Origin of the sequence: Asticcacaulis sp., assembly GCF_051954415.1 — a bacterium.
Classification (GTDB): Bacteria; Pseudomonadota; Alphaproteobacteria; order Caulobacterales; family Caulobacteraceae; genus Asticcacaulis.
Genome location: NZ_JBQCHT010000025.1, coordinates 78,996 through 97,346, shown reverse-complemented (window position 1 = coordinate 97,346; position 18,351 = coordinate 78,996). Strand labels below are relative to the sequence as shown.

Annotated in this window: 27 protein-coding genes and 1 tRNA gene; 17 read left to right on the top strand and 11 right to left on the bottom strand. The window is 61.3% G+C overall.

Translation table 11 applies throughout. From position 1 onward, the window contains the following. Positions 1–14: 14 nt before the first annotated feature. From ACTHND_RS08965 to ACTHND_RS08950, 4 genes are read right to left on the bottom strand one after another with little or no spacing between them, the layout of a single operon-like run. Positions 15–692 (bottom strand): hypothetical protein, encoded by a 678-nt coding sequence (locus ACTHND_RS08965; protein ID WP_440177602.1) that lies wholly within the window; start codon positions 690–692, stop codon positions 15–17. Then, the gene (locus ACTHND_RS08960) at positions 689–1,618 is read right to left on the bottom strand and encodes a helix-turn-helix domain-containing protein (RefSeq protein ID WP_440177601.1); all 930 of its coding nucleotides are present in this window, start codon (positions 1,616–1,618) and stop codon (positions 689–691) included. Before ACTHND_RS08960 ends, ACTHND_RS08965 begins: the two co-directional genes overlap by 4 nt. Further along, on the bottom strand, positions 1,615–3,021 hold the full coding sequence (locus ACTHND_RS08955; RefSeq protein WP_440177600.1) for a replicative DNA helicase: 1,407 nt from the start codon (positions 3,019–3,021) through the stop codon (positions 1,615–1,617). Before ACTHND_RS08955 ends, ACTHND_RS08960 begins: the two co-directional genes overlap by 4 nt. Continuing rightward, complete coding sequence (locus tag ACTHND_RS08950) at positions 3,014–3,328, bottom strand: hypothetical protein (RefSeq protein ID WP_440177599.1); 315 nt, start codon at positions 3,326–3,328, stop codon at positions 3,014–3,016. Before ACTHND_RS08950 ends, ACTHND_RS08955 begins: the two co-directional genes overlap by 8 nt. Before the next feature lie 80 nt (positions 3,329–3,408). Between ACTHND_RS08950 and ACTHND_RS08945 the strand changes: the two genes are divergently transcribed. Further along, positions 3,409–4,167 (top strand): hypothetical protein, encoded by a 759-nt coding sequence (locus ACTHND_RS08945; protein ID WP_440177598.1) that lies wholly within the window; start codon positions 3,409–3,411, stop codon positions 4,165–4,167. 35 nt (positions 4,168–4,202) lie between these two features. On the opposite strand, the gene ACTHND_RS08940 is transcribed toward ACTHND_RS08945, so the two are convergent. From ACTHND_RS08940 to ACTHND_RS08920, 5 genes are read right to left on the bottom strand one after another with little or no spacing between them, the layout of a single operon-like run. After that, the gene (locus ACTHND_RS08940; protein ID WP_440177597.1) at positions 4,203–4,526 is read right to left on the bottom strand and encodes a LexA family protein; all 324 of its coding nucleotides are present in this window, start codon (positions 4,524–4,526) and stop codon (positions 4,203–4,205) included. Then, positions 4,523–4,885, bottom strand: a complete 363-nt coding sequence (locus tag ACTHND_RS08935) for a hypothetical protein (protein ID WP_440177596.1) — start codon at positions 4,883–4,885, stop codon at positions 4,523–4,525. The genes ACTHND_RS08940 and ACTHND_RS08935 overlap by 4 nt, the downstream gene beginning before the upstream one ends. Position 4,886: 1 nt before the next feature. Then, a complete protein-coding gene (locus ACTHND_RS08930; RefSeq protein WP_440177595.1) occupies positions 4,887–5,837 on the bottom strand; it encodes a GcrA family cell cycle regulator in 951 nt (316 codons plus the stop codon). 3 nt (positions 5,838–5,840) lie between these two features. Further along, a complete protein-coding gene (locus ACTHND_RS08925; RefSeq protein ID WP_440177594.1) occupies positions 5,841–6,305 on the bottom strand; it encodes a phage regulatory CII family protein in 465 nt (154 codons plus the stop codon). Then, the gene (locus ACTHND_RS08920) at positions 6,302–6,625 is read right to left on the bottom strand and encodes a hypothetical protein (RefSeq protein WP_440177593.1); all 324 of its coding nucleotides are present in this window, start codon (positions 6,623–6,625) and stop codon (positions 6,302–6,304) included. The genes ACTHND_RS08925 and ACTHND_RS08920 overlap by 4 nt, the downstream gene beginning before the upstream one ends. 52 nt (positions 6,626–6,677) lie before the next feature. On the opposite strand from ACTHND_RS08920, the gene ACTHND_RS08915 reads away from it, so the two are divergent. The 15 genes from ACTHND_RS08915 (at position 6,678) to ACTHND_RS08845 (ending at position 15,751) form a co-directional block, all read left to right on the top strand. Continuing rightward, positions 6,678–7,400 (top strand): S24 family peptidase, encoded by a 723-nt coding sequence (locus tag ACTHND_RS08915; protein WP_440177592.1) that lies wholly within the window; start codon positions 6,678–6,680, stop codon positions 7,398–7,400. 380 nt (positions 7,401–7,780) lie between these two features. Beyond that, complete coding sequence (locus ACTHND_RS08910) at positions 7,781–8,194, top strand: hypothetical protein (RefSeq protein WP_440177591.1); 414 nt, start codon at positions 7,781–7,783, stop codon at positions 8,192–8,194. A 107-nt stretch (positions 8,195–8,301) separates the two neighbouring features. After that, a complete protein-coding gene (locus ACTHND_RS08905; protein WP_440177590.1) occupies positions 8,302–8,466 on the top strand; it encodes a hypothetical protein in 165 nt (54 codons plus the stop codon). Continuing rightward, entirely contained in the window at positions 8,463–9,065 is a 603-nt protein-coding gene (locus ACTHND_RS08900) for a hypothetical protein (protein ID WP_440177589.1), read from the top strand. The genes ACTHND_RS08905 and ACTHND_RS08900 overlap by 4 nt, the downstream gene beginning before the upstream one ends. Further along, on the top strand, positions 9,062–9,409 hold the full coding sequence (locus ACTHND_RS08895) for a hypothetical protein (RefSeq protein ID WP_440177588.1): 348 nt from the start codon (positions 9,062–9,064) through the stop codon (positions 9,407–9,409). Before ACTHND_RS08900 ends, ACTHND_RS08895 begins: the two co-directional genes overlap by 4 nt. Continuing rightward, positions 9,406–9,603, top strand: a complete 198-nt coding sequence (locus tag ACTHND_RS08890) for a hypothetical protein (RefSeq protein ID WP_440177587.1) — start codon at positions 9,406–9,408, stop codon at positions 9,601–9,603. The genes ACTHND_RS08895 and ACTHND_RS08890 overlap by 4 nt, the downstream gene beginning before the upstream one ends. A gap of 121 nt (positions 9,604–9,724) precedes the next feature. Next, positions 9,725–10,045, top strand: a complete 321-nt coding sequence (locus ACTHND_RS08885; RefSeq protein ID WP_440177586.1) for a hypothetical protein — start codon at positions 9,725–9,727, stop codon at positions 10,043–10,045. Between the two features lie 36 nt (positions 10,046–10,081). Next, complete coding sequence (locus ACTHND_RS08880) at positions 10,082–10,915, top strand: DUF2303 family protein (RefSeq protein WP_440177585.1); 834 nt, start codon at positions 10,082–10,084, stop codon at positions 10,913–10,915. 161 nt (positions 10,916–11,076) lie between these two features. Continuing rightward, positions 11,077–11,562 (top strand): hypothetical protein, encoded by a 486-nt coding sequence (locus tag ACTHND_RS08875; RefSeq protein WP_440177584.1) that lies wholly within the window; start codon positions 11,077–11,079, stop codon positions 11,560–11,562. Next, positions 11,559–13,466: a DNA cytosine methyltransferase gene (locus tag ACTHND_RS08870; protein WP_440177583.1), complete on the top strand. Its 1,908-nt coding sequence runs from the start codon at positions 11,559–11,561 to the stop codon at positions 13,464–13,466. Before ACTHND_RS08875 ends, ACTHND_RS08870 begins: the two co-directional genes overlap by 4 nt. Beyond that, positions 13,463–13,858 (top strand): ASCH domain-containing protein, encoded by a 396-nt coding sequence (locus tag ACTHND_RS08865; protein ID WP_440177582.1) that lies wholly within the window; start codon positions 13,463–13,465, stop codon positions 13,856–13,858. Before ACTHND_RS08870 ends, ACTHND_RS08865 begins: the two co-directional genes overlap by 4 nt. Further along, complete coding sequence (locus ACTHND_RS08860) at positions 13,855–14,214, top strand: DUF4031 domain-containing protein (RefSeq protein ID WP_440177581.1); 360 nt, start codon at positions 13,855–13,857, stop codon at positions 14,212–14,214. The genes ACTHND_RS08865 and ACTHND_RS08860 overlap by 4 nt, the downstream gene beginning before the upstream one ends. Continuing rightward, positions 14,211–14,501 (top strand): hypothetical protein, encoded by a 291-nt coding sequence (locus ACTHND_RS08855; RefSeq protein WP_440177580.1) that lies wholly within the window; start codon positions 14,211–14,213, stop codon positions 14,499–14,501. Before ACTHND_RS08860 ends, ACTHND_RS08855 begins: the two co-directional genes overlap by 4 nt. A 1-nt stretch (position 14,502) precedes the next feature. Next, entirely contained in the window at positions 14,503–14,727 is a 225-nt protein-coding gene (locus tag ACTHND_RS08850; protein WP_440177579.1) for a hypothetical protein, read from the top strand. Further along, positions 14,711–15,751, top strand: coding sequence for a tyrosine-type recombinase/integrase (locus tag ACTHND_RS08845; RefSeq protein ID WP_440177578.1), 1,041 nt, complete (start codon positions 14,711–14,713; stop codon positions 15,749–15,751). Before ACTHND_RS08850 ends, ACTHND_RS08845 begins: the two co-directional genes overlap by 17 nt. Before the next feature lie 70 nt (positions 15,752–15,821). On the opposite strand, the gene ACTHND_RS08840 is transcribed toward ACTHND_RS08845, so the two are convergent. Continuing rightward, a tRNA-Leu gene (locus ACTHND_RS08840) sits at positions 15,822–15,908 on the bottom strand. 215 nt (positions 15,909–16,123) lie between these two features. Between ACTHND_RS08840 and ACTHND_RS08835 the strand changes: the two genes are divergently transcribed. Continuing rightward, positions 16,124–17,404, top strand: a complete 1,281-nt coding sequence (locus ACTHND_RS08835) for a class I SAM-dependent methyltransferase (RefSeq protein ID WP_440177577.1) — start codon at positions 16,124–16,126, stop codon at positions 17,402–17,404. Here ACTHND_RS08835 and ACTHND_RS08830 read toward each other — a convergent pair. Beyond that, a complete protein-coding gene (locus ACTHND_RS08830; RefSeq protein WP_440177576.1) occupies positions 17,315–18,187 on the bottom strand; it encodes a LysR family transcriptional regulator in 873 nt (290 codons plus the stop codon). The genes ACTHND_RS08835 and ACTHND_RS08830 overlap by 90 nt on opposite strands. Between the last annotated feature and the right edge of the window lie 164 nt (positions 18,188–18,351).

The window sequence follows — 18,351 nt, the reverse complement described above, 5'->3', positions numbered from 1 at the left end:
TTTACCGACCAACTTCAAGCGATTTTTGCCTGTTTTACCCCATTCAACTCCCGCCAATCGCAATCCTCATAGAACAACGCCAATTTATTCAATGACTTATTGAGTAGAAATTTTTCTAAAAATTTATGGTTCACATGGTCGTGAGACAGCCCACCGCACAGGAAAGCCCCCAGATCGGCCGCCGACACGTCGAAGAGCACATAGCCATAGACCGCCACCCGTTCGTCATGATCAAGCTTGGCCGAGGCCCTGGCCAGCCGTTCCATAGCCTCCAGCCAGCGTTCCGGCTCACAGGCGCGCTTCGATCCGCCGCCGCCTTCATAGTTGGCGGTCAGGCCGCCGATGCGCGCCTTCTCGAAATCCCGGCTGAACCGCAGCGCCACTGCCGCCAGTTCATCGCTGACCCCGATCTTGCGCAGGCGTGCGCCCAGGCTGGAAACCCGCAGCACCCTGACCAACCCCTTGCCTTCATGGCCTGCCAGATCGACCAGATCGACGCCGCCCTGAATGATCCGGTCGATGGTCGGCAGCACGATATCGGTGATCGCCTCATCACCCACCTTGTTCGCCGCATCGCCGATCACATGCCGGGCATAGACCACTGCATCCTTGCGGTCTTCTCTGGCGGCTTCGTCTGCCCAGCGGGCCCGCATTTCCATTTCCCGACCCTTCTCCGCCACAGCCCGCGTCATGCCGTCACTCCCTTCCACAATTCCACAATTTCCGGCGGCGCCGCCGATCCCTCCGCGCCCGGCTCCGGCCCCCAGCCGGGCGGCCAAACCCCGCCACCCCGGTTCTTCACGGCCCTGACCGCACCGCGCCACCGCTCGATCGACCACGCCGAGACATCGGCCTCGGAGGCCGCCGGCGTGGCCTTGGCCGGTTCTTTCACCGGATGCCCGGCCAGCCGCATATCGCGGAATTCCAGAGCCATTTTCACGGCCATGTCCCAGTTGCGCATCTTGTGTTTCAGGTTGCGATCCGCGTACCAGCCCGCCGCCTTGCGCACGCCCTGGGTGATTTCGGTCATGGTGCAGGCCGGTTCGACCGACAGCAGCGCCATCAGCGGATAGACCGCCAGTATGCCCGGCGCGGTCGGGTCAGGTGCATCCCCTGCCGCTTCGGTCACCTCGGCCTCGAAAGCCTTCCAATCCTCACGCGCTGGCGCGCCTGAGAGAGAGTTATTTATATTTATATCAGTTATATTGCCCCTAGCAGGGAGCAAGGGGCCCCCTAGCTGTGTGCTAGGGGGGGCGGGCGGCTGTGTGCTAGGGGGGGCGGCCATTTTGGCGGCCTTTTCCTCGGCCCGCTGGGTCACCCACGCCTGGGTAATCTGCGCCGCGTTGAGTTGGTAAATGTGCGATGTGGTGGCCCCGTTCGCCCGTTCGCGCGGAATCACGGCCAGCCATCCGCCTTCGCTGAGTGACCGGATGCAGCGCCGCACGGTATCGACGCTCAGGTCCGTCCGTTTGGCGATATAGGGCAGGCCCGGAAAGCAGTCATCCGTCTCGTTGTCGGCCATCCGTCCCAGTTGCTCCAGCACGAACTTCTCGAAGGCCCGAAGGCCCCAGCGCGCGGGCATCAGGTCCGCCGCCATGTCCATCAGGGTCGCGCTCATGCCGCCCGCCTTTCCCACAGCGCATTGTGTGCCAGTGATATTCGCATTTCATGTTCGGTGCCCGTAGGCCCGCCCCGGTTCTTTTCGTTCAGCAGCATAAGAACGCCGCGCAGGCGATCCTTCTCGATTTCGTATTCCTGCCAGGCATCGAGATCGGCCTTGTTTTCCGGCTCGCGCAGGTACTTTTCCGGCCGGTAAATGAAGCTGATGGTATTGGCGTCCTGCTCGATTTCGCCCGCCCATCTGAGGTCGCTCATCTGCGGGCGCTTGTCGGCGTTCTTGCGGCTGTCGACCTCGCGCGATAGCTGCGCCAGCACCAGCAGCGCCCAGCCCGTTTCCTTGGCCAGCATGGCCAGGGCGTGGCTCATCGCCCCCACCTCGGCCACGCGGTTGCCGCGATATTCCTCTTCCGGCGCCACGATGTGCAGATGGTCGACAATCAGCACGCCCTTGGGGTAACCGGCCTTTTCCATCTTGCGGATCAGCCGCTTTGCGGCCATGGCGATCTGTGAGGTGCGCAGGCCAGGGCGGCAGTCGAATTCTATCGGCAGGCCGCGCAGGGTCTGTGCCCCCAGGGCCAGCTTGCGCGCGGCGTCGGGGTGTATCTTGCCGCGCTGCGCATCGTAATAGACCGGCGAATCCGGATCATCCGGATCATAGGCGGCATCGCAGGCCATGCGTAAGCCCACCTCATCCTCATCCATCTCAAGGCTGAAGACCCCGACCGGTATGCCGCGCATGGCGATGCGCCGCGCCATGGCGGTCATCACGGCGGATTTGCCCATGCTCGGCCGCCCGGCCAGCACCATCATCCGGCCCATGCGCAGGCCGCCCATGACCTCATCGAGGCCGTCATAGCCCGTGGTGATGTATTGCGGCGCAGCGCGTCCGGAAAGGATATCGCCCACCCGGTCGACCAGCGCGCCCACATTCACCCAGCTATCGGTAAACCCTGCGCCGCTGGCCACGCGCACAAGGGCAGCTTCCGCCCGCGCGATCAGCCCCTCGGCGGTCTCATCGCCACCGGCGGCGGCGGCCTTCAGGCTGTCCGCCATACGGACCAGTTCGCGGCGCGACGACAGGTCACCCACCAGCCCCCGGTAATGCGCCAGCATGGTTGCCGCCGGCGCCTTGTCGGCCAGTGTGTACAGGAAGGGCGCGCCGCCCAGCGTCTGAAAATTCGCCTCGCCCGCCAGCTTCGCGGCAATGGCCGGGCCGGTGATCGCCTCGCCCCGGAACTGGAATCCCTGAAGCGCGGCATAGATCAGTTGATGCCCGCCGTCGTAAAAATCGGTCGCGCGCAGCCCACCGGCCTCCGCCATCAGCGATGGATCGTACAGGAAAAGGCCAAGCAATGCCTGCTCGGCCTCTATGTTGAAGGGAATATGGCTTATCTCACCCACGCCCCGCCTCCCAGTCATAGAAGGCGGCCTTCACCGCTTCGGCGTGATCCCGCAGCATGTCATCGAACCTATGTGGCTCAAGCGAGTGGGCCGCAGCATAAGATATCCGCTGAAGCAGGCAGCAGTGATTTATGTCATTCAGCGGCCCGAACACGGTCGCCTTGTCGCACGCCTTCGCCAGCCGCTCCAGTTCATGCCAGGCTTTCGATGAGCCGGTGGCGATCTGCTGCGCCACCTCGGCCAGGGCATACCAACGCGCCGCATCGGCGGCGGTGGGCACATGATGCTTGTCCGGATCGGCCCTCATGACCGCACCTCGGAAGGCCGTACCTTGCCGGGCTTTCGATTTACGGATAAGGTTAACGCCTCAGCACTGGGGGGTGTAGAATGAACCCGTTCCTGTATCGAAACCTTAAAGCCTACGCCGCTGTTATTGCCGCTTTGGCTTTCTTTGGTTTCATCATGTACCTGAACATCGCAAATGTGCCTTTGCCAAAAGCAGTTGTTCACGCTTTGAAGCATCCGCAGTGGCCGCAGGGCTTCGCCCTTCCCACAGACCCCACCCAGGTTTGGAATCTGTTGATAGCCTTGTGCAGTGCGATCGCCACGGCCATCGGTGTCTCGGCTGCATTCCGCGCGGCGCACACCAACCGGGCCTGGCTTGTTCCCAGCAAGATCGAGATAGCTCCGGCCAGTTTCACGGATCCCGATTACGCCAGTGCAACCATCCAGATCCAAAATGCCGGTAATTCTCCGGCTGAGATGATCCTGGTCTATGCGCGGTTTCAGGCCGCGACATTTAAACAAGACGAGAACGTCGCCAATTTTTTTAAACGCCTGAAAAAACAGAAAAGATATAACCAAGCCCAGCCTAGATACATTCCCGTTCTGGCGGCTCATGCGCTGGGTGATGTGGAACTTCACATAGAAAAGCAACATCTGAGCCCGACGACATTGGAGGCCTTTGGAGACGTTGACGCCCTCCTCAGGCTCGACATCGCACTGCGTTACAAGGACTTGGCCAGCGGACGAACCAAGGATCACATAACTGCCGCGTATTTCGTCAGAGAACAGAATAAGGACGGGGAATGGGTGCTGACCCAAAGCCTTTTTCATCTGAAGAATGATGCCGTGCCCAATCTTTGAGATCAGGCATCGCGCCATATTCATTAACCGGTGTCTCACATCGGCCTCCCATTGATCGCCGCCGCATCGCGTTCTGCGCAGCAGGCTTTGAAGGCCCGCCCCACCAGATATTCACCCTCGGTGGCGATCAGGGCGCGCATCTTGGCCATCAGGTCGCCTTCCGGCAGCACGGTCAGCGTCCGCGCCCGTCCATGCGTCCGCGCGATCCGCCCCTGCGCCTCCAGCGCATCGATCACCCGCCGCACGCCGCCGCGCGACCGCAGGCCGATCAGGCGGCCAATTTCGTCATAGGAGGGGCATACCCCGTCATGGGTCAGCGTTTCGATCGCCGTCAGCACCTTGCCTTGCAGTGGTGTCATCCGATCCATCCCTGTGCGTTCAGCGCCGCGCGGCGCTCATTGAAGAAATCCGTCCTGACCGCATCGATGATCCCGCCGATGCGGTCACCGTTCTGGCGGCAGGCATTGAGCGTACGGGCCAGCGCGCTGATATCGTCCAGCCCGGTGATGGCCTGCCGCACGGCCAGGGCGATCACCAGCCGCTGCCGGGCATCCTCCAGCAGGCCAAAGGCCGAAACCGCGCCGCACTTGTCGAAGCGGACACACAGCAGGGCCACGGCCACGCTGCGCCCGCATTCCGCCAGGGTCTCGGCCCGATGTGCGTCTGGGGCAGCCGGTGCGGCGGCGCGCCGCCCGAATGCCGGCGCGGTCCCGGTCATGTCAGCCCCACCGCGACAGGAAGCCGTTATCCCGCCTGCCGCCGCCCGACCGGCGCAGGCCCGATGCCGGCGCACTGATCTTTCGCGGCGGCGATGGCCGGTGCGTCTGGATATGATGACCGGCGCAGTAAAGCTTTTGCCGCGTGGCGCTATCGACCGGCAGGCCGCAATAAAGCGCCTCGCCCTGGGGCGTTTCGCCGGTCACGAAGCCGCAGCACCGCGCACCCCGTTGAAAAAGCGTCACGTTAAGCGAAGGCACCGGCTCAGGCGGGGCCAAATACTCGCGCGGCGAAACGGTGGCGGGCGGTCGGGCGGCTGTGGCCTTGGCGCGGGCCGTGATGGCGCGTGTGCGGTATGACGTGTCTATCGGGCGGCGATAGCCCGCCCGCTCGGCGATGCCCCGCACGGCCTGAACCGTCAGTTCGCGCCCGTCATCCAGTTCCCCGGCGGTGAGCGCCACCACCTCCGGCGCCGAATGCCCCGCCTGCCAGAGTTCACCGATGCGCCGTACCGCCGCCGGGCTCCATGGCATGGAAGCCGCAGGCGGCCCGTCACGCTCGGCATCGCGCTTGAGCATGGCCCGCACCGAATGCACCGAGGCGCGTTCATCGTCCGCCAACCCGGCATTGATCGCCGCGGCGATTTCGGTCGGCGTCCGGCCCTCGGCCTTCAGTTCGGCCGCCCGGCGGCGGCGTTCCAGCGTCCAGGCGAAGCGCTTGCCCATGGCGGGCGGCGCCACCGTGGCGCGTTTCGTGCCCTGCGGCAGGGCGCGGTGAATATACGAAATCACCGCACTCCGGGTAAGCCTGTGTTCGGGCGTCGAAAGCGCCCGCATGATCTCCGAAGCCGAACGCCCGGCAATCCACAGCCGCTTGGCCTCTTCGCCCCGCGCCTCGGTCCAGCCCGTGCCATTGGATACGTACTTATGATTTCGCCCAGCCCCATCGAACATAGGTCAGCCTCCCTTTTCCAGATCGGTCAGCAGGCGGTAACCCGCCTCGATAACGTCCTGCACCTGCGTGCGGATATCCTTGATTTCCCGGCCCTCCAGCCGTCCATCGGCTATGGCGGCGGCTACGGTCGAAACGGCCTCGCCGGTCTCGGTCATTAGCGCCGATGTCCGAGTCATCAGTTCCACAGGCACCGGCGCGCCGTCGCCGCCCAGCGGCACAAGCTGCATCCCGCAAAGCCGCGCCAGGTCTTCGGCGAGGGCGGTCGCCCCGGCGCGGGTGAGGGCGCGGGCGTCGGCATAGGTCAGCTTTGCCGCCTTGGTCGGGTCACGGTCGGGATCGATCATGTCATAAAGCGCGCCGCGCTTGCGGGCGGCCAGCACGGTCAGCACCTCATCGAAGCCGCCGATCTGGTCGAAGGCGCGTTCGGTAACGCCATGCAGGCTGACGGGGCAGTTTTGCTTGGTCATACCGCACCGCCCTGATATTCCCCGGCGGGTTGTCCCGAAACCGGCACGTCAATTCGGGTAGTCTCCTCCGCGTCGGCCTGCGAAGCTGTCGGCATGACACGTCCTGCCAAAATTTCCTGTAAGCCCCGTTCAGCCGCTTCAAATCGCTCAAGCGTTGGAGAGACCTTCCCGGATCGCCACTTCCACCATAGTGACCTATGGAGATTCGCTTGCACCAGCGCTTGAACCGGTTTGACGCCGGCAGACAAACACTGCTCTTCAAAATGATGGATGCGTTGAGACATAGCGCCAGAAATAGGCGCAATTTTGCGTTCAATCAAGCGCTATTTTGCGTCTATTTGCGGGTAGCCGCAATTATGCGACTAATTCCCTATGGATAAGAAGGAAGAAAAACGTCTCCGGATCGCGCAACTTCGTGAGTGGTTGCTTGAGGTAATGGAGGTGCGGCAGTGGACCCCATACGCATGGGCGAAGAAAGCGGGTCTTCATCCGTCGTACGTTCAGCGCGCCGTAATAGATGAACCTATGTCAGAGCTTAAAGCGGAAACTGTCAGCCTACTTGCCCGCACTGCTGGTGTGCAGACACCGAGAATTGACCTCAGCGTGGAGAAGCTTCCGGTTACCCAAAGGGAAGCTGGCGACGATGAAGCTGACAATTTTGACGTTGAACTCGCAGATGCCGATCAAGACAAGGTGAGCGTGGAGCAGATCGACTTGCGTTTCGGCATGGGTAGCGGCGGCATGTATGACGCACCAGTTGAATCGCAACCGATGTCTTTCTCGCGTGCCTGGATAAAACAGCTCACTTCGGCGCCGGTTGAATCGTTGTTTTGGGCATCAGGCTTTGGTGATTCAATGTATCCAACTATTGCTGATGGCGATCTTGTACTCGTTGATTCTAGCCAGAAAACGCCGAGAATGTTTGATCAAGTGTGGGCGATTAACCAGTACGGACATGGAATGATTAAGCGCTTGCGCCCAACCAACTATGGGTTCCTTTTGACTTCTGACAATCCAAACGTGAGCACAATCACCGCAACTGATGGCTCTATGGAAGTTGTTGGTCGGGTTGTTGCTATTGTGCGAAAGATTTAAATTGGTGGTGATATGAAACGTTCAGCCGCTTTACTTTTGTTGTTTGTGGCGTCTCCCTGTTTTGCCACAACTCCACAACAGGTACTTTCTGAATTCGACAAAGCAGACCCACTGTACAATTCGCAATCCTGTTTGGAAGCTCGAAATATTGCGATGCAGTATAACAACAAGGGGTTTCTGCGCGGAGCCGCCGACGTTGCTACTTTATTGGCCGGCCCTCTATCGACAGGGGTATACGCAGTCATCGATAACGGCCACGTACAAAATCGAAAGGCTGTAATCGAAGAAATGAGGCGTCGGTGCATTACCGACTACGGGACGCCCGCATATTCTTCTAAAGTTGACATCAGAGAATGTGCTGAGAAGGATGGAAAAATTCAATGCGAACCTACGTCTTAATATTCGGCGCCATTGCTCTCGTTGCTAGCCCCACTCAAGCTAAAACGCATTCCATGTTCGCTTATTCTGGGCCTCGCTACCCGGTGATGCTTAACGGCGGCAAGTACATTGTCGAGGTGCACAAATCTGATAATACGATATTGATGCAAGGGGCGCTCGGCAGCGGCACCGGCAGCGCCGACACGCCGATATCGGTTTGGCGCCGTGTCGCCGAGCAATTTGTTACACCAGCCGGCTGCGGAATTCCAAGGGTTGAGGCAATCATGAAGGATGGTGGCACTTGGGAGGCTACTGTCATGTGTCCGGAAGGTGTGGATTTTCATCAACTGGTTAACGAACAGAAAGCAGCGCTGAAACGTGGCGAACCACTACAACCCTCACCTGCAAGCAAATAGACGCGTTTTTGCGCGCATCATGAATTAATAGACGCAAAAATGCGTTGACATAGGCGCAATTTTGCGCACATATTCCCCCACACACCCACTATCGGGAGTTTGGGGCTATGTCTCTTTCACAGATTTACACTGAGTTCTTTCGCGCCGTGGCCTGCATTCTGCTGGTCGCGGTGCTGATCGGCTGGATTATCGCGCTCACGCCGATGGATGCCGACCTCGGCACCGAACCGGCCAGCCCGCAGCCGGCGCACGCCGCAGGCGGTGCCCAATGAGCGCCCCGGCAACCAAAACCAACGGCTGGATTGCCCTTGGCATTGGCGAGGACATCCCGGCCCGCAACGGCCAGACCTTCGATGTACGCTTGCGCTTGAATAGCGAAGAGGCGCTGGGCTTCACCTGGGGAAAGCCCGAAGCCCGCCGGGGTGAGCACGGCACATTGGTCGTCTATAAACCTTCGTCAGAAAAAGAATGGAACGCAGGCGACCACCGATGGGACGTGATAGCCTACCGCCTGCACGATCCCGAAGATACCGCCGAGCAGGCCCGCCGCGCCGAAAGACTGGAGCGTTTCAACGAGATCGCCCGCCGCGCGCCGCTCGATATGCCGCGCCCCGAACCGGAGCCTGCGCCCTTCCGCCGCCGCGAGGTCATCAACCGGTCTGTCGGCTTCACGGAAGGCGACGACGGCCTGATCCATGTCAGCGTCTGTCTGGCCCGTCTGTGGGTCGCCGCCGCGCAGGATATCCGCGATGGTCTTTCCCGGCGTCTGGCCGAAGACCTGACGCCCGCCGAGCGCGCCGACATCCACGGCCATATCCGCAACATGACGGCCCTTATAGACCGCCACAGCCGGGCAGGGGGCGCGCAATGAGCCGGACCCTGACCATGCTGCGCCCCGTCGCCCCCGTGCCGGATAAGCCCCATTACATCCTGCTGGTCTGCGTCGAAGAGGGCGGGCCGCTGGTGCATGACCAGACCTATTACGCCCTGCGCGGCCACCGTAAGGACGGCAACGAGACCTGGTTCGATGTCTGGGTCGAAGGCGAGGTGCGGGTCTATCCCGACAGCCGCTTCAGGCCCGCCAATCCGGAAAACTGGTGGCTGTTCGGTGAGCACCAGCGCCGCCGGTTCCATGTGCCGCCGCCCTGGTCGCGTGACTGGGCATCCTTCGCGCGCCGCCGCCAGATCGGCCGGGATGAAAGGGCCGCCGCATGAAACCCGATCCGCACCCCTGGTCGCCCAAGGAAGACCGCTATCTCGAAGACGCCGTCGAAACCGACATGCCCGGCCTGCTGACCATCGGCATCGGCCTGTTCGCCGGGCTGGTCTGCACCGTCATCGCCGTCATCGGCGGCCTGATCTGGGGCGGCTTTGCCCTCTGGCACTGGGTCGCAGCCCTGATCCACTGACCCCTTCGCGCGCCGGGACCATCCCTGAATCGGCGCGCGCACCTGGCGCGGCGGGCGTAGCCCCCAACAGCCCCCAAGGCCCGCCGCGCCTTTTTCCTTCACCCACCAAACGGAGCCTTCCATGAAACCCTTTACCGATACCCTGCGCGAGGCCCGTAAGGGCGTGATCGCAGATCGCCTGACCGACGAACTGGCCGCCGTGGTCAAGGCCGTCGACGCCACCAACAAAGCCGGCGAACTGACCCTCAAGGTCACTGTCAAGCCGGACAAGCATGGCGGCACCCAGAAGACCCTCAGTTTCGACATCAAGGCGAAGCTGCCGACCCACCCGACGCCGGAGGCCGTCTTCTGGTCGAACGTCGATGGCGATCTGCTGCGCGCCGATCCCGACCAGGGCGACATGTTCGTCGATACCGCCGACGCCCGCGCCGGTCGCGCTTAACCCGCTCTCCCACCCCTGACAGACAAAGGAAACCCCATGTCAGAAATTACCGAAGACGGCATCGATACCATCGCCGCACTGGGCCGCGATGCCGCCAAGTCACGCATTCACACCCTTCCCAATGGCACCACGCTCATTCTGGGCGAGCGGGGAAATGGGTTTGAACTGGCCGATGATCCCACCAAGGACGATCACGGCCTTCTGCTGAACAAGCCCACCCGCATCGCCGTGTCGGTCACCATTCAGGATGCCGACTCGCTGGTCGACTATGTGAAGCGCTTCCGGATGCCCGGTACACTGCTGTTCGCTGATATTGCCCGCAACCGCATCGTGGCCGTGCTGGACTATCACGAGAAGCCGGAAACGCCGGATCACGCGGACCATATGGCCATTCTTGACCTGCCGTTCTCGGAAGAATGGACCCTGTGGAACGGCATCAGCGGCAAGTGGCAGGAACAGCTTGAGTTCGGCCGCTTCCTCAAGGAAAACGCCTGCGATGTGTCCGCACCCGATCCGGCCACCCTGCTGGAGGTCGCCATGGATATTCAGGCGGTGCGCAATGTCAACTTCACCAAGGCCGTGCGTCTGAACTCGGACAATGAAAGCTTCGAGTATGTCGATGACACCCAGGCCAAGGGCAGCAAGGGCGCTCTGACTATTCCGGAAGAATTCGCCCTGCGCATTCCGGTCTACTTCAATGGCGCCACGGTCGATGTCCGGTCATGCCTGCGCTGGAAGCTGGAAGGCCAGAGCCTGAAACTGGGCATCGCCCTCCAGCGCGCCGAACGCGTCCGCCAGGCGGTCTTCAAGGAAATCGCCGCCGATATCGCCGACCGCGCCGACGTGCAGGTGGTTTACGGCACCCGCTAACCCCATCAGCCACGGACCCTTGAACCCTCAGGGGCGGCAACCCGTGGCGATAGCGGCAGGCGGCCCATACTGGCCGGGCGCCTGCCGCTCCTGATTTTCCACCCTTCCTTTTCACCGCAACTTAAAGCCCGGCGCGCAAGCGTCGGGCGGGAGCGCCCGACATGCTGAGCTACCAAACCGCCCTCGATATCGCCCTTTGCTATCAGGAACTGAAAAACGGCAAAGCCCTGCTGGATGAGGTGGAAAAGTCCATCGAGACCGAACGGCGAGGGCGCGAGCAGCAGACCAATATCCGGGATGCCTTTGGCCGCCCGGCGCGCGGCCTCGAACTGGGTATTCCCGGCAACGGCACCACGCGGCTGCACAATGTCCCCTGGTCCCTCGCACGTTCTGCAATTATCGCCCATCTGGCCGATGTAGAGAAACGCCTGAAGGTGCTGAACGAGGGCGCGCGGCTTGAGCTGTTCCCAAAGCCCGAAGAAGAGCGCACCCGCGAGGAATTCGCCTACCGCAATGACCCGGAGCGCCGCAGCGAGCAGACGCCGGACGAAATCGCTTACGAGCATTACCTAAAGACACAAACCGAAGGCATCGCAATGGACTTCGGAAAGTGGTGCCAGCAGCGCGGCCAAGGGGCGGCCCGATGAACGCCCCCGTTCTCGAATTCCCCACCCACACGCCCCAGCGCCCGGCGGGCAGGGGCATCATTGTCGATAACTTCGCCGGCGGCGGCGGCGCATCGACCGGCATCGCGGCGGGCACAGGCTATGAGCCGGATGAGGCCATCAACCACGATCCGGCGGCGCTGGCCATGCACGCGGCCAACCACCCGGCCACGCGCCACCATTGCCAGTCGGTCTGGTCAGTAGATCCTTTGGAGGTGGTCGCGGGCCGCCCGGTCGACCTGGCGTGGTTCAGCCCGGATTGCAAACACTTCAGCAAGGCCAAGGGCGGCAAGCCGGTCGAAAAGCATATCCGCGATCTGGCATGGGTGGTGGTCCACTGGGCCACGCGCCTGCCGGATCACCTGAAGCCCAAGGTCATCATGCTGGAGAACGTCGAAGAGTTCCAGCAATGGGGGCCGCTGGTCGAAACCGAGCGGGGGCTGATGCCCTGCCCGGATCGCCGGGGCGATGAGTTCCGCCGCTGGATCAAGGCCCTGAAAAAGGCGGGCTATACCCGCATCCAGTGGCGCGAACTGAAGGCGTGCGACTATGGCGCCCCCACCATCCGCAAGCGCCTGTTCCTGATCGCCCGCAGCGACGGCCAGCCCATTGTGTGGCCGAAGCCGACCCATGGCGACCCGAAATCGAAAGCGGTGAAGGCGGGCAAGCTGAAACCGTGGCGCACGGCGGCGGAGTGCATCGACTGGTCAATACCGTGCCCGTCGATCTTTGAGCGCGCGAAGCCGCTCAAGGAAGCCACCTGCCGCCGCATCGCCGCAGGCATCATGCGCTATGTCGTCAACAGCGCGAAGCCGTTCATCGTGCCCCTGACCCACCACGGCGGCGACCGGACAGCGGATATCGACGCCCCGTTCAATACGGTCACCGGCGCCCATCGCGGCGAAATGGCCGTGGTCAATCCGTTCGTGGTGCCGATCACCCATACCAGCAATGGCGGGGCCGGACGCTCCGGCGAAGACCCGCTGGCCACTATCACCACGGCCAAGGGCGGCGAACTGGCAATCATCGCTCCGCATGTCATGACCATGCGTAACAGCGGCAAGCCATGGCAGGGCTGCGATGAGCCGACCCATACCATTACCGCCGAAGGCGCGCATCAGTGCCTGGTGGAGGCTTCTTTGCAGAAAATGCAAACAAGTCCTGAAATGGTCGCCGCCTTCATTGCGCAGCACAATGGCGGCTTCTATCAGGGCGAGGGCCGGGCGGCGGATGCGCCGCTTTCAACCATCACCCAGGCGGGCAGCAACCAGAACCTTGTGACTGCCCATTTCGTCCGCACCGCCCATGGCGATGTGGATAGCAAGGGCAAGAAACGCGGTCGCGGCAGCCACGAAGTCACCGAAAGCTTCCCGACAGTCACGGCCTCGCAGGATTCGGCGCTGGTCACGTCCAATCTGATCAAGCTGCGCGGCACCTGCGCCGATGGCCAGGCCACCGACGAACCCATGCCGACCGTGACCGCAGGCGGGATGCACGTTGGCGAGGTCAGGGCCTTCCTGTGCAAATACTATGGCAATGAAATCGACGGACACGGCCTTGACGCCCCCATGGGCACCGTGACCACGAAGGATCGCTTCGGGCTCATAACCGTCACTATCGAGGGGCAGGAATACGTCATTGCCGATATCGGGATGCGGATGCTCACCCCGCGCGAACTCGCGCGCGCCCAGGGCTTCCCCGATAGCTATATCCTTGATCCGGTCTGCACCTATACGACCGACGCGGGGAATGAAAAGACCGGCCCCCTGCCGAAGACACACCAGATCGCCAAGATCGGCAACAGCGTCTGCCCGGCCATGGCCGAGGCCCTGACCCGCGCCAACTTCCCCCATGCTGAAACGCAGCCCGAAAGGAACGTCGCATGACCCATGCCTCGTCACTTCCGAAAATGGCAATCTCTGTGCGCCAGCCGTGGGCATGGGCCATTCTGCACGCCGGAAAAGATATCGAGAACCGCCCACGCCGAACCAATATCCGTGGCCGCGTGGCGATCCATGCCAGTCTGTTTGCCGGCGCCAAGGAAACGCGGCAAGCCTTCGATTTCATGATGTTGAACGTAGGAGTCAACATTCGCCCGGCCCTTGGCAATATCGAGCGCGGCGGGATTATCGGAAGCGTTGAAATCGTGGATTGCGTCACCGCTTCGGATAGCCCGTGGTTTTTCGGTGAATACGGCTACATTCTGCGCGACCCGCAGCCGTGTGAATTCATCCCGGTTAAGGGCGCGCTTGGCTTTTTTGATTGGAGAGCGCGATGACCGTTTATGTCGATGATATGTATAAATATCCGGTCGGGCAGTTCCGCCGCATGAAAATGTCGCACCTGATCGCGGATACCCGCGAGGAACTTGACGCAATGGCCGATAAGATCGGCGTGGCTAGGCGCTGGATACAAAGCGCGGGCACCCATCAGGAACACTATGATGTGGCAATGTCGGCCCGCGCCAAGGCCATTGCCGCTGGCGCCGTGCAGATCGAGTACATGACCTGCGGCTTCATGTGCGCCCGGCGCGGCGTCGAAGGCGTGCTGGGTGATCCAGCAGAAGCCGAGGCGTGGCGCGTGGCGTATTTCGAAAAGCGCGCCGCCGCTAAGGCGCTGGAGGCCGGGCAATGACCATCGCTACCATCCGCGAATTCCGTTGTGAAATGGGCTGCGGCGCAACACACCAAACCGAAAGCCGGTTCGATCCTAAAGGCTGGCTGACCGTCAGTTTTGGCACGTTCGGCCAGGCCAAGACCGAGCACCATCTGTGCCCGACCTGCGGCCCGAAGTTCCGCGCCTCCATGCAACCTGTGCAAAAAATGCACGAGTTGGACCACATTTCCGACGCCGGGAAAATGATCGAACCCTGCGATCACAGGCCCGGCACCCATTACTGCCCAAACTGCGGACCTCTGTAATATGACCGCTCACCGAATCCGCGTCGTGAAGGAAAACGACATTGCCCGGTCGATCAAGGCGGCCGAAAAGGCAGGGAAGGTGGTTCGCGCCGCCACCATCGATACCCGCACCGGGGCCATCACGCTCAATTTCCTAACCGGCGACTTGCCGGAAACCGTTGAAGGTGATCATATCGCCGCCGAAATATCCTCATGGGACGCCGCACTAGATGGCAAAGCTCACTAAGACCTACGATTTCGTCAAGGCGTACACCGACCGTCACGGCAAAATGCGCTATTACTATCGGCGCGGCGGCGCGAAGGCGATAGCGATCAAGGGCGAGTTTGGGTCTTTCGAGTTTGACCAGGCATATAACGACGCCGTTCGCCAGTGGGAAGACCGGGAGCCGCTTGGCGCCGGGCGGATCGTTCCCGGATCGATCACCGACTTGATCGTCCAGTTCTATAACAGCGCCGAGTTCAAGCGCCTGACGGCGACCACGCAAAAGAACTACCGTCGAATCTTTGAGGACTTCCGAACCAAGTTTGGCGCACAGACCGTGCGCGGATTGCAGCGCGAGCATATCATCAGGATCAAGGACCGCATGGCGGATAAGCCGGGCGCGGCCCTGACCTATCTGAAGCGCCTCAATACCCTGCTGAACTTCGCCGTCGACCGCCGCTTCCGCACGGATAATCCGATGCTGCGGTTCAAGTTCCCCAAGGCGGGCGATGGCTTTGCGCCCTGGACGGATGAGGAAATCGACCAGTACCTTGCCTATTGGGGGCCGGGCACGCGCGAGCGCCTGGCGCTCTATCTCTTGCTGTTCACCGGCCAGCGCCGGTCGGATATCGTCAAGATGGGCCATCAGCATGTGCGTGCTGATGAGATATCCGTGGTGCAGCAAAAGACCGGCACCCGGCTATGGATACCGATGCACCCGATCCTCATTGAGGAAATCGCCCTGTGGCCAAAAGATCAGATGATGTTCCTGGTCAATAAGCGCACCGGCAAGCCTCTGTCTCAGGAAGGGTTCAGCAACTGGATCAGGGACAGCGCCAGGGAAGCCGGCATCACCGAACTGCGCAGCCCGCACGGCCTGCGTAAGGCGGCCTGCCGTCGCCTCATCGAAGCCGGTTGCGACGGCGAAACCGCGCGCGCCATATCGGGCCACGCCAGCGATAAAGCCCTTCAGATTTACATTAAGGATGTCAACCAAAGGAAGATGGCCCGGCGGGCAATCAACAGCCTGCCAAGAGACAGAGTGTGAACACCGGCTGTCTAACCTGAGTGTCTAACCCCAAATAACGCTTTGATATGTAAGGGGAAATTCACCTAAATGGTGCCCAGGAAAGGACTCGAACCTTCACGGCCGTTAAGCCACTGGCACCTGAAGCCAGCGCGTCTACCAATTCCGCCACCTGGGCACTTACTTAGGTGGTAGTCTCCGCCGATTTCTCCGCGAAGGCGGCGACCTATAGGGGCAAACTTTTCGCCGGTCAACGCCTTTGATGACGATTTACACAAAAGTTTTCACACTTTCCGCCTTAACCAATTCCTTATTTCCCAAACCGTGAACCCTATCGGTTTTTTGCGCCCGCCGTTTTCTTCTGTTACCACCCCAGAAGCGTTGGAGATCGCCATGTTGCAGAGATATCTTCAGGCTCTTATTCAGCAAGGCAGGCTGACTGTTCGGATCAATCCCGGCAAGACCTTTACTTTCGGCAATTTGATACCGGACAGGCCCGATCTGGATGTCGCCATCTGGATCAACAGTCCCTGGACGGCCTTCAAGATCGGCCTGCATCCTTATCTCTATTTCGGCGAAGCGGTCATGGAGGCCGACCTCGTGGTGGAAAAAGGCAGCCTCTGGAACCTGATGGAACTGATCGGGCTGAACCTGCAAAACGCGCCCGATCGCGGCTGGCTCTCGCGTCTGCTGCATGGCATCAAGCGCTTCCTGCCGGCCCATTCGCTCAGTGCCTCGCGCGCCAATGTGGCGCACCATTACGACCTGTCGGAGAAGCTCTATCGCCTGTTTCTCGATGAGGACATGCAGTATTCCTGCGCCTATTTTCAGTCGTCCCAGGCGTCTCTGGAAGAGGCGCAGATTGCCAAGAAGGACCACATCGCCGACAAGCTTTATCTGTCGCCAGGCCAGAGCGTGCTTGATATCGGCTGCGGCTGGGGCGGCATGGCGCTGCACCTGGCGAAGCAGGCGGGCGTCAATGTCACTGGTGTGACGCTTTCGACCGAACAACTGGCTGTGGCCGAACAGCGCGCCCTGGCGCCCAGCGTCAATGCGCGTGTGCGTTTTGAACTATGTGATTACCGCGAGGTCAGCGGCCTGTTCGATCGCATTGTCAGCGTCGGCATGTTCGAGCACGTCGGGCTGGCCGGTTTTGATGGCTATTTCCAGACCGTGGCGGAGCGGCTGAAGGACGACGGCGTGGCGTTGATCCATACCATCGGCCGGCGTGGCAAGACTGGCGGGCGTTCGGCCTGGCTCAACAAATATATCTTCCCCGGCGGTTATATTCCGAGTTTATCGGAAATAACGGATTCGGTCGAAAAATCCGGGCTATACATCACCGATATCGAACCCCTGCGCCTGCACTATGCGGAGACCCTGCGGCACTGGCGTGAGCGCTTCCTGGCGCACCGCGCGGAGATCGCCGCCCTCTATGACGACCGCTTCTGCCGCATGTGGGAATTTTATCTCTGCTGGTGCGAACTCGGTTTTCGCTACGGTGACCTCATGGTCTTCCAGGTGCAACTGGCCAAGCGGCTCGATACCCTGCCAATCACCCGCGACTATATGATGCCGCAGGCGTCAGCCCGCGTGGCCGAAGAAGTTGCCGGCGAAACGCTGAAAGGCGTCGCCCACGCCGGTCAGACGATCCGGCAGGGCGAAGCGCGGTAAAAACAGCGCCACCGTGCGGCGCGGATTAAAATCACGCATGGGGATCCGCACCACATCGGACGCCTGGTAGCAATCCGGCATGACGGTTATACCCACGCCGGCACCAACCATGCTGAGGGCGCGCTCGTCCTGCGCCGTGCGGTAAACGAGCGGCGGGCGGACATTGCGATCGGTGAAATGGCGGCTGGTTTCGCTCAGCACTTCGCAGCGCGAACGGACGATCATCGAGTCATTGGCCAGGTCTTCGCCGCGTATGATGGCCTCGCCCGCCAGCCGGTGCGTGACAGGCAGGGCCAGTTTGTAACCTTCCTCAAAGAGCGGCAGGCTCGTATTGTCAGCGACCCGGCGCAGCGAAAGCGCATAATCCAGGCCACGTTCATCGAGGCGATTCAGCAGTTCCTGTTCGCTGCCGTCATAAAGATCGAAACGGATGCCGGGATGTGCCGCCGAGAAGCCGGCCAGCAGACGCGCCACCAGGGCTGCCGGCAGGGTTTGCAGCACACCCAGCCGCAACACATCGGCGGTTTCGGTCCGGGAGATTTCGGCTGAAGCCATATTGACTTCGTGCAGGATCGCCTTGGCGCGCGGCAAAAAGCGCGAACCGGCCGTCGTGAGAAATACGCGCTTGTTGTTGCGCACGAACAGATCGACGCCCAACTGCTCTTCCAGCCGCTTGATTCCGGCCGAAAGCGTTGGCTGGGTGATCAGGCAGGCGGCCGCCGCCTTGGTGAAACTGCCGGTTTCGACCACCGCCAGAAAATAGCGCAGAAGATATAGTTCCATTTTTGTCGCTCAAACGCCGCTAGGCTCTCCTCGCATCAGCTCGGGCGGGCAGTCGCCCTTGTCACATTGCTTACAGCAATGTGGAAGCACCTATTTATAGATATTGTCTATGCACAGAATTGTGACTATCAATTTTTCCAATTGAGGCCAGGCGCGTACTATCC

Coding starts and splice junctions, on each gene's coding strand:
- ACTHND_RS08965 (WP_440177602.1), bottom strand. CDS start 692: ATGACGCGGGCTGTGGCGGAGAAGGGTCGGGAAATGGAAATGCGGGCC.
- ACTHND_RS08960 (WP_440177601.1), bottom strand. CDS start 1,618: ATGAGCGCGACCCTGATGGACATGGCGGCGGACCTGATGCCCGCGCGC.
- ACTHND_RS08950 (WP_440177599.1), bottom strand. CDS start 3,328: ATGAGGGCCGATCCGGACAAGCATCATGTGCCCACCGCCGCCGATGCG.
- ACTHND_RS08945 (WP_440177598.1), top strand. CDS start 3,409: ATGAACCCGTTCCTGTATCGAAACCTTAAAGCCTACGCCGCTGTTATT.
- ACTHND_RS08940 (WP_440177597.1), bottom strand. CDS start 4,526: ATGACACCACTGCAAGGCAAGGTGCTGACGGCGATCGAAACGCTGACC.
- ACTHND_RS08935 (WP_440177596.1), bottom strand. CDS start 4,885: ATGACCGGGACCGCGCCGGCATTCGGGCGGCGCGCCGCCGCACCGGCT.
- ACTHND_RS08930 (WP_440177595.1), bottom strand. CDS start 5,837: ATGTTCGATGGGGCTGGGCGAAATCATAAGTACGTATCCAATGGCACG.
- ACTHND_RS08925 (WP_440177594.1), bottom strand. CDS start 6,305: ATGACCAAGCAAAACTGCCCCGTCAGCCTGCATGGCGTTACCGAACGC.
- ACTHND_RS08915 (WP_440177592.1), top strand. CDS start 6,678: ATGGATAAGAAGGAAGAAAAACGTCTCCGGATCGCGCAACTTCGTGAG.
- ACTHND_RS08910 (WP_440177591.1), top strand. CDS start 7,781: ATGCGAACCTACGTCTTAATATTCGGCGCCATTGCTCTCGTTGCTAGC.
- ACTHND_RS08905 (WP_440177590.1), top strand. CDS start 8,302: ATGTCTCTTTCACAGATTTACACTGAGTTCTTTCGCGCCGTGGCCTGC.
- ACTHND_RS08900 (WP_440177589.1), top strand. CDS start 8,463: ATGAGCGCCCCGGCAACCAAAACCAACGGCTGGATTGCCCTTGGCATT.
- ACTHND_RS08895 (WP_440177588.1), top strand. CDS start 9,062: ATGAGCCGGACCCTGACCATGCTGCGCCCCGTCGCCCCCGTGCCGGAT.
- ACTHND_RS08890 (WP_440177587.1), top strand. CDS start 9,406: ATGAAACCCGATCCGCACCCCTGGTCGCCCAAGGAAGACCGCTATCTC.
- ACTHND_RS08885 (WP_440177586.1), top strand. CDS start 9,725: ATGAAACCCTTTACCGATACCCTGCGCGAGGCCCGTAAGGGCGTGATC.
- ACTHND_RS08880 (WP_440177585.1), top strand. CDS start 10,082: ATGTCAGAAATTACCGAAGACGGCATCGATACCATCGCCGCACTGGGC.
- ACTHND_RS08875 (WP_440177584.1), top strand. CDS start 11,077: ATGCTGAGCTACCAAACCGCCCTCGATATCGCCCTTTGCTATCAGGAA.
- ACTHND_RS08870 (WP_440177583.1), top strand. CDS start 11,559: ATGAACGCCCCCGTTCTCGAATTCCCCACCCACACGCCCCAGCGCCCG.
- ACTHND_RS08865 (WP_440177582.1), top strand. CDS start 13,463: ATGACCCATGCCTCGTCACTTCCGAAAATGGCAATCTCTGTGCGCCAG.
- ACTHND_RS08860 (WP_440177581.1), top strand. CDS start 13,855: ATGACCGTTTATGTCGATGATATGTATAAATATCCGGTCGGGCAGTTC.
- ACTHND_RS08855 (WP_440177580.1), top strand. CDS start 14,211: ATGACCATCGCTACCATCCGCGAATTCCGTTGTGAAATGGGCTGCGGC.
- ACTHND_RS08850 (WP_440177579.1), top strand. CDS start 14,503: ATGACCGCTCACCGAATCCGCGTCGTGAAGGAAAACGACATTGCCCGG.
- ACTHND_RS08845 (WP_440177578.1), top strand. CDS start 14,711: ATGGCAAAGCTCACTAAGACCTACGATTTCGTCAAGGCGTACACCGAC.
- ACTHND_RS08835 (WP_440177577.1), top strand. CDS start 16,124: ATGTTGCAGAGATATCTTCAGGCTCTTATTCAGCAAGGCAGGCTGACT.
- ACTHND_RS08830 (WP_440177576.1), bottom strand. CDS start 18,187: ATGGAACTATATCTTCTGCGCTATTTTCTGGCGGTGGTCGAAACCGGC.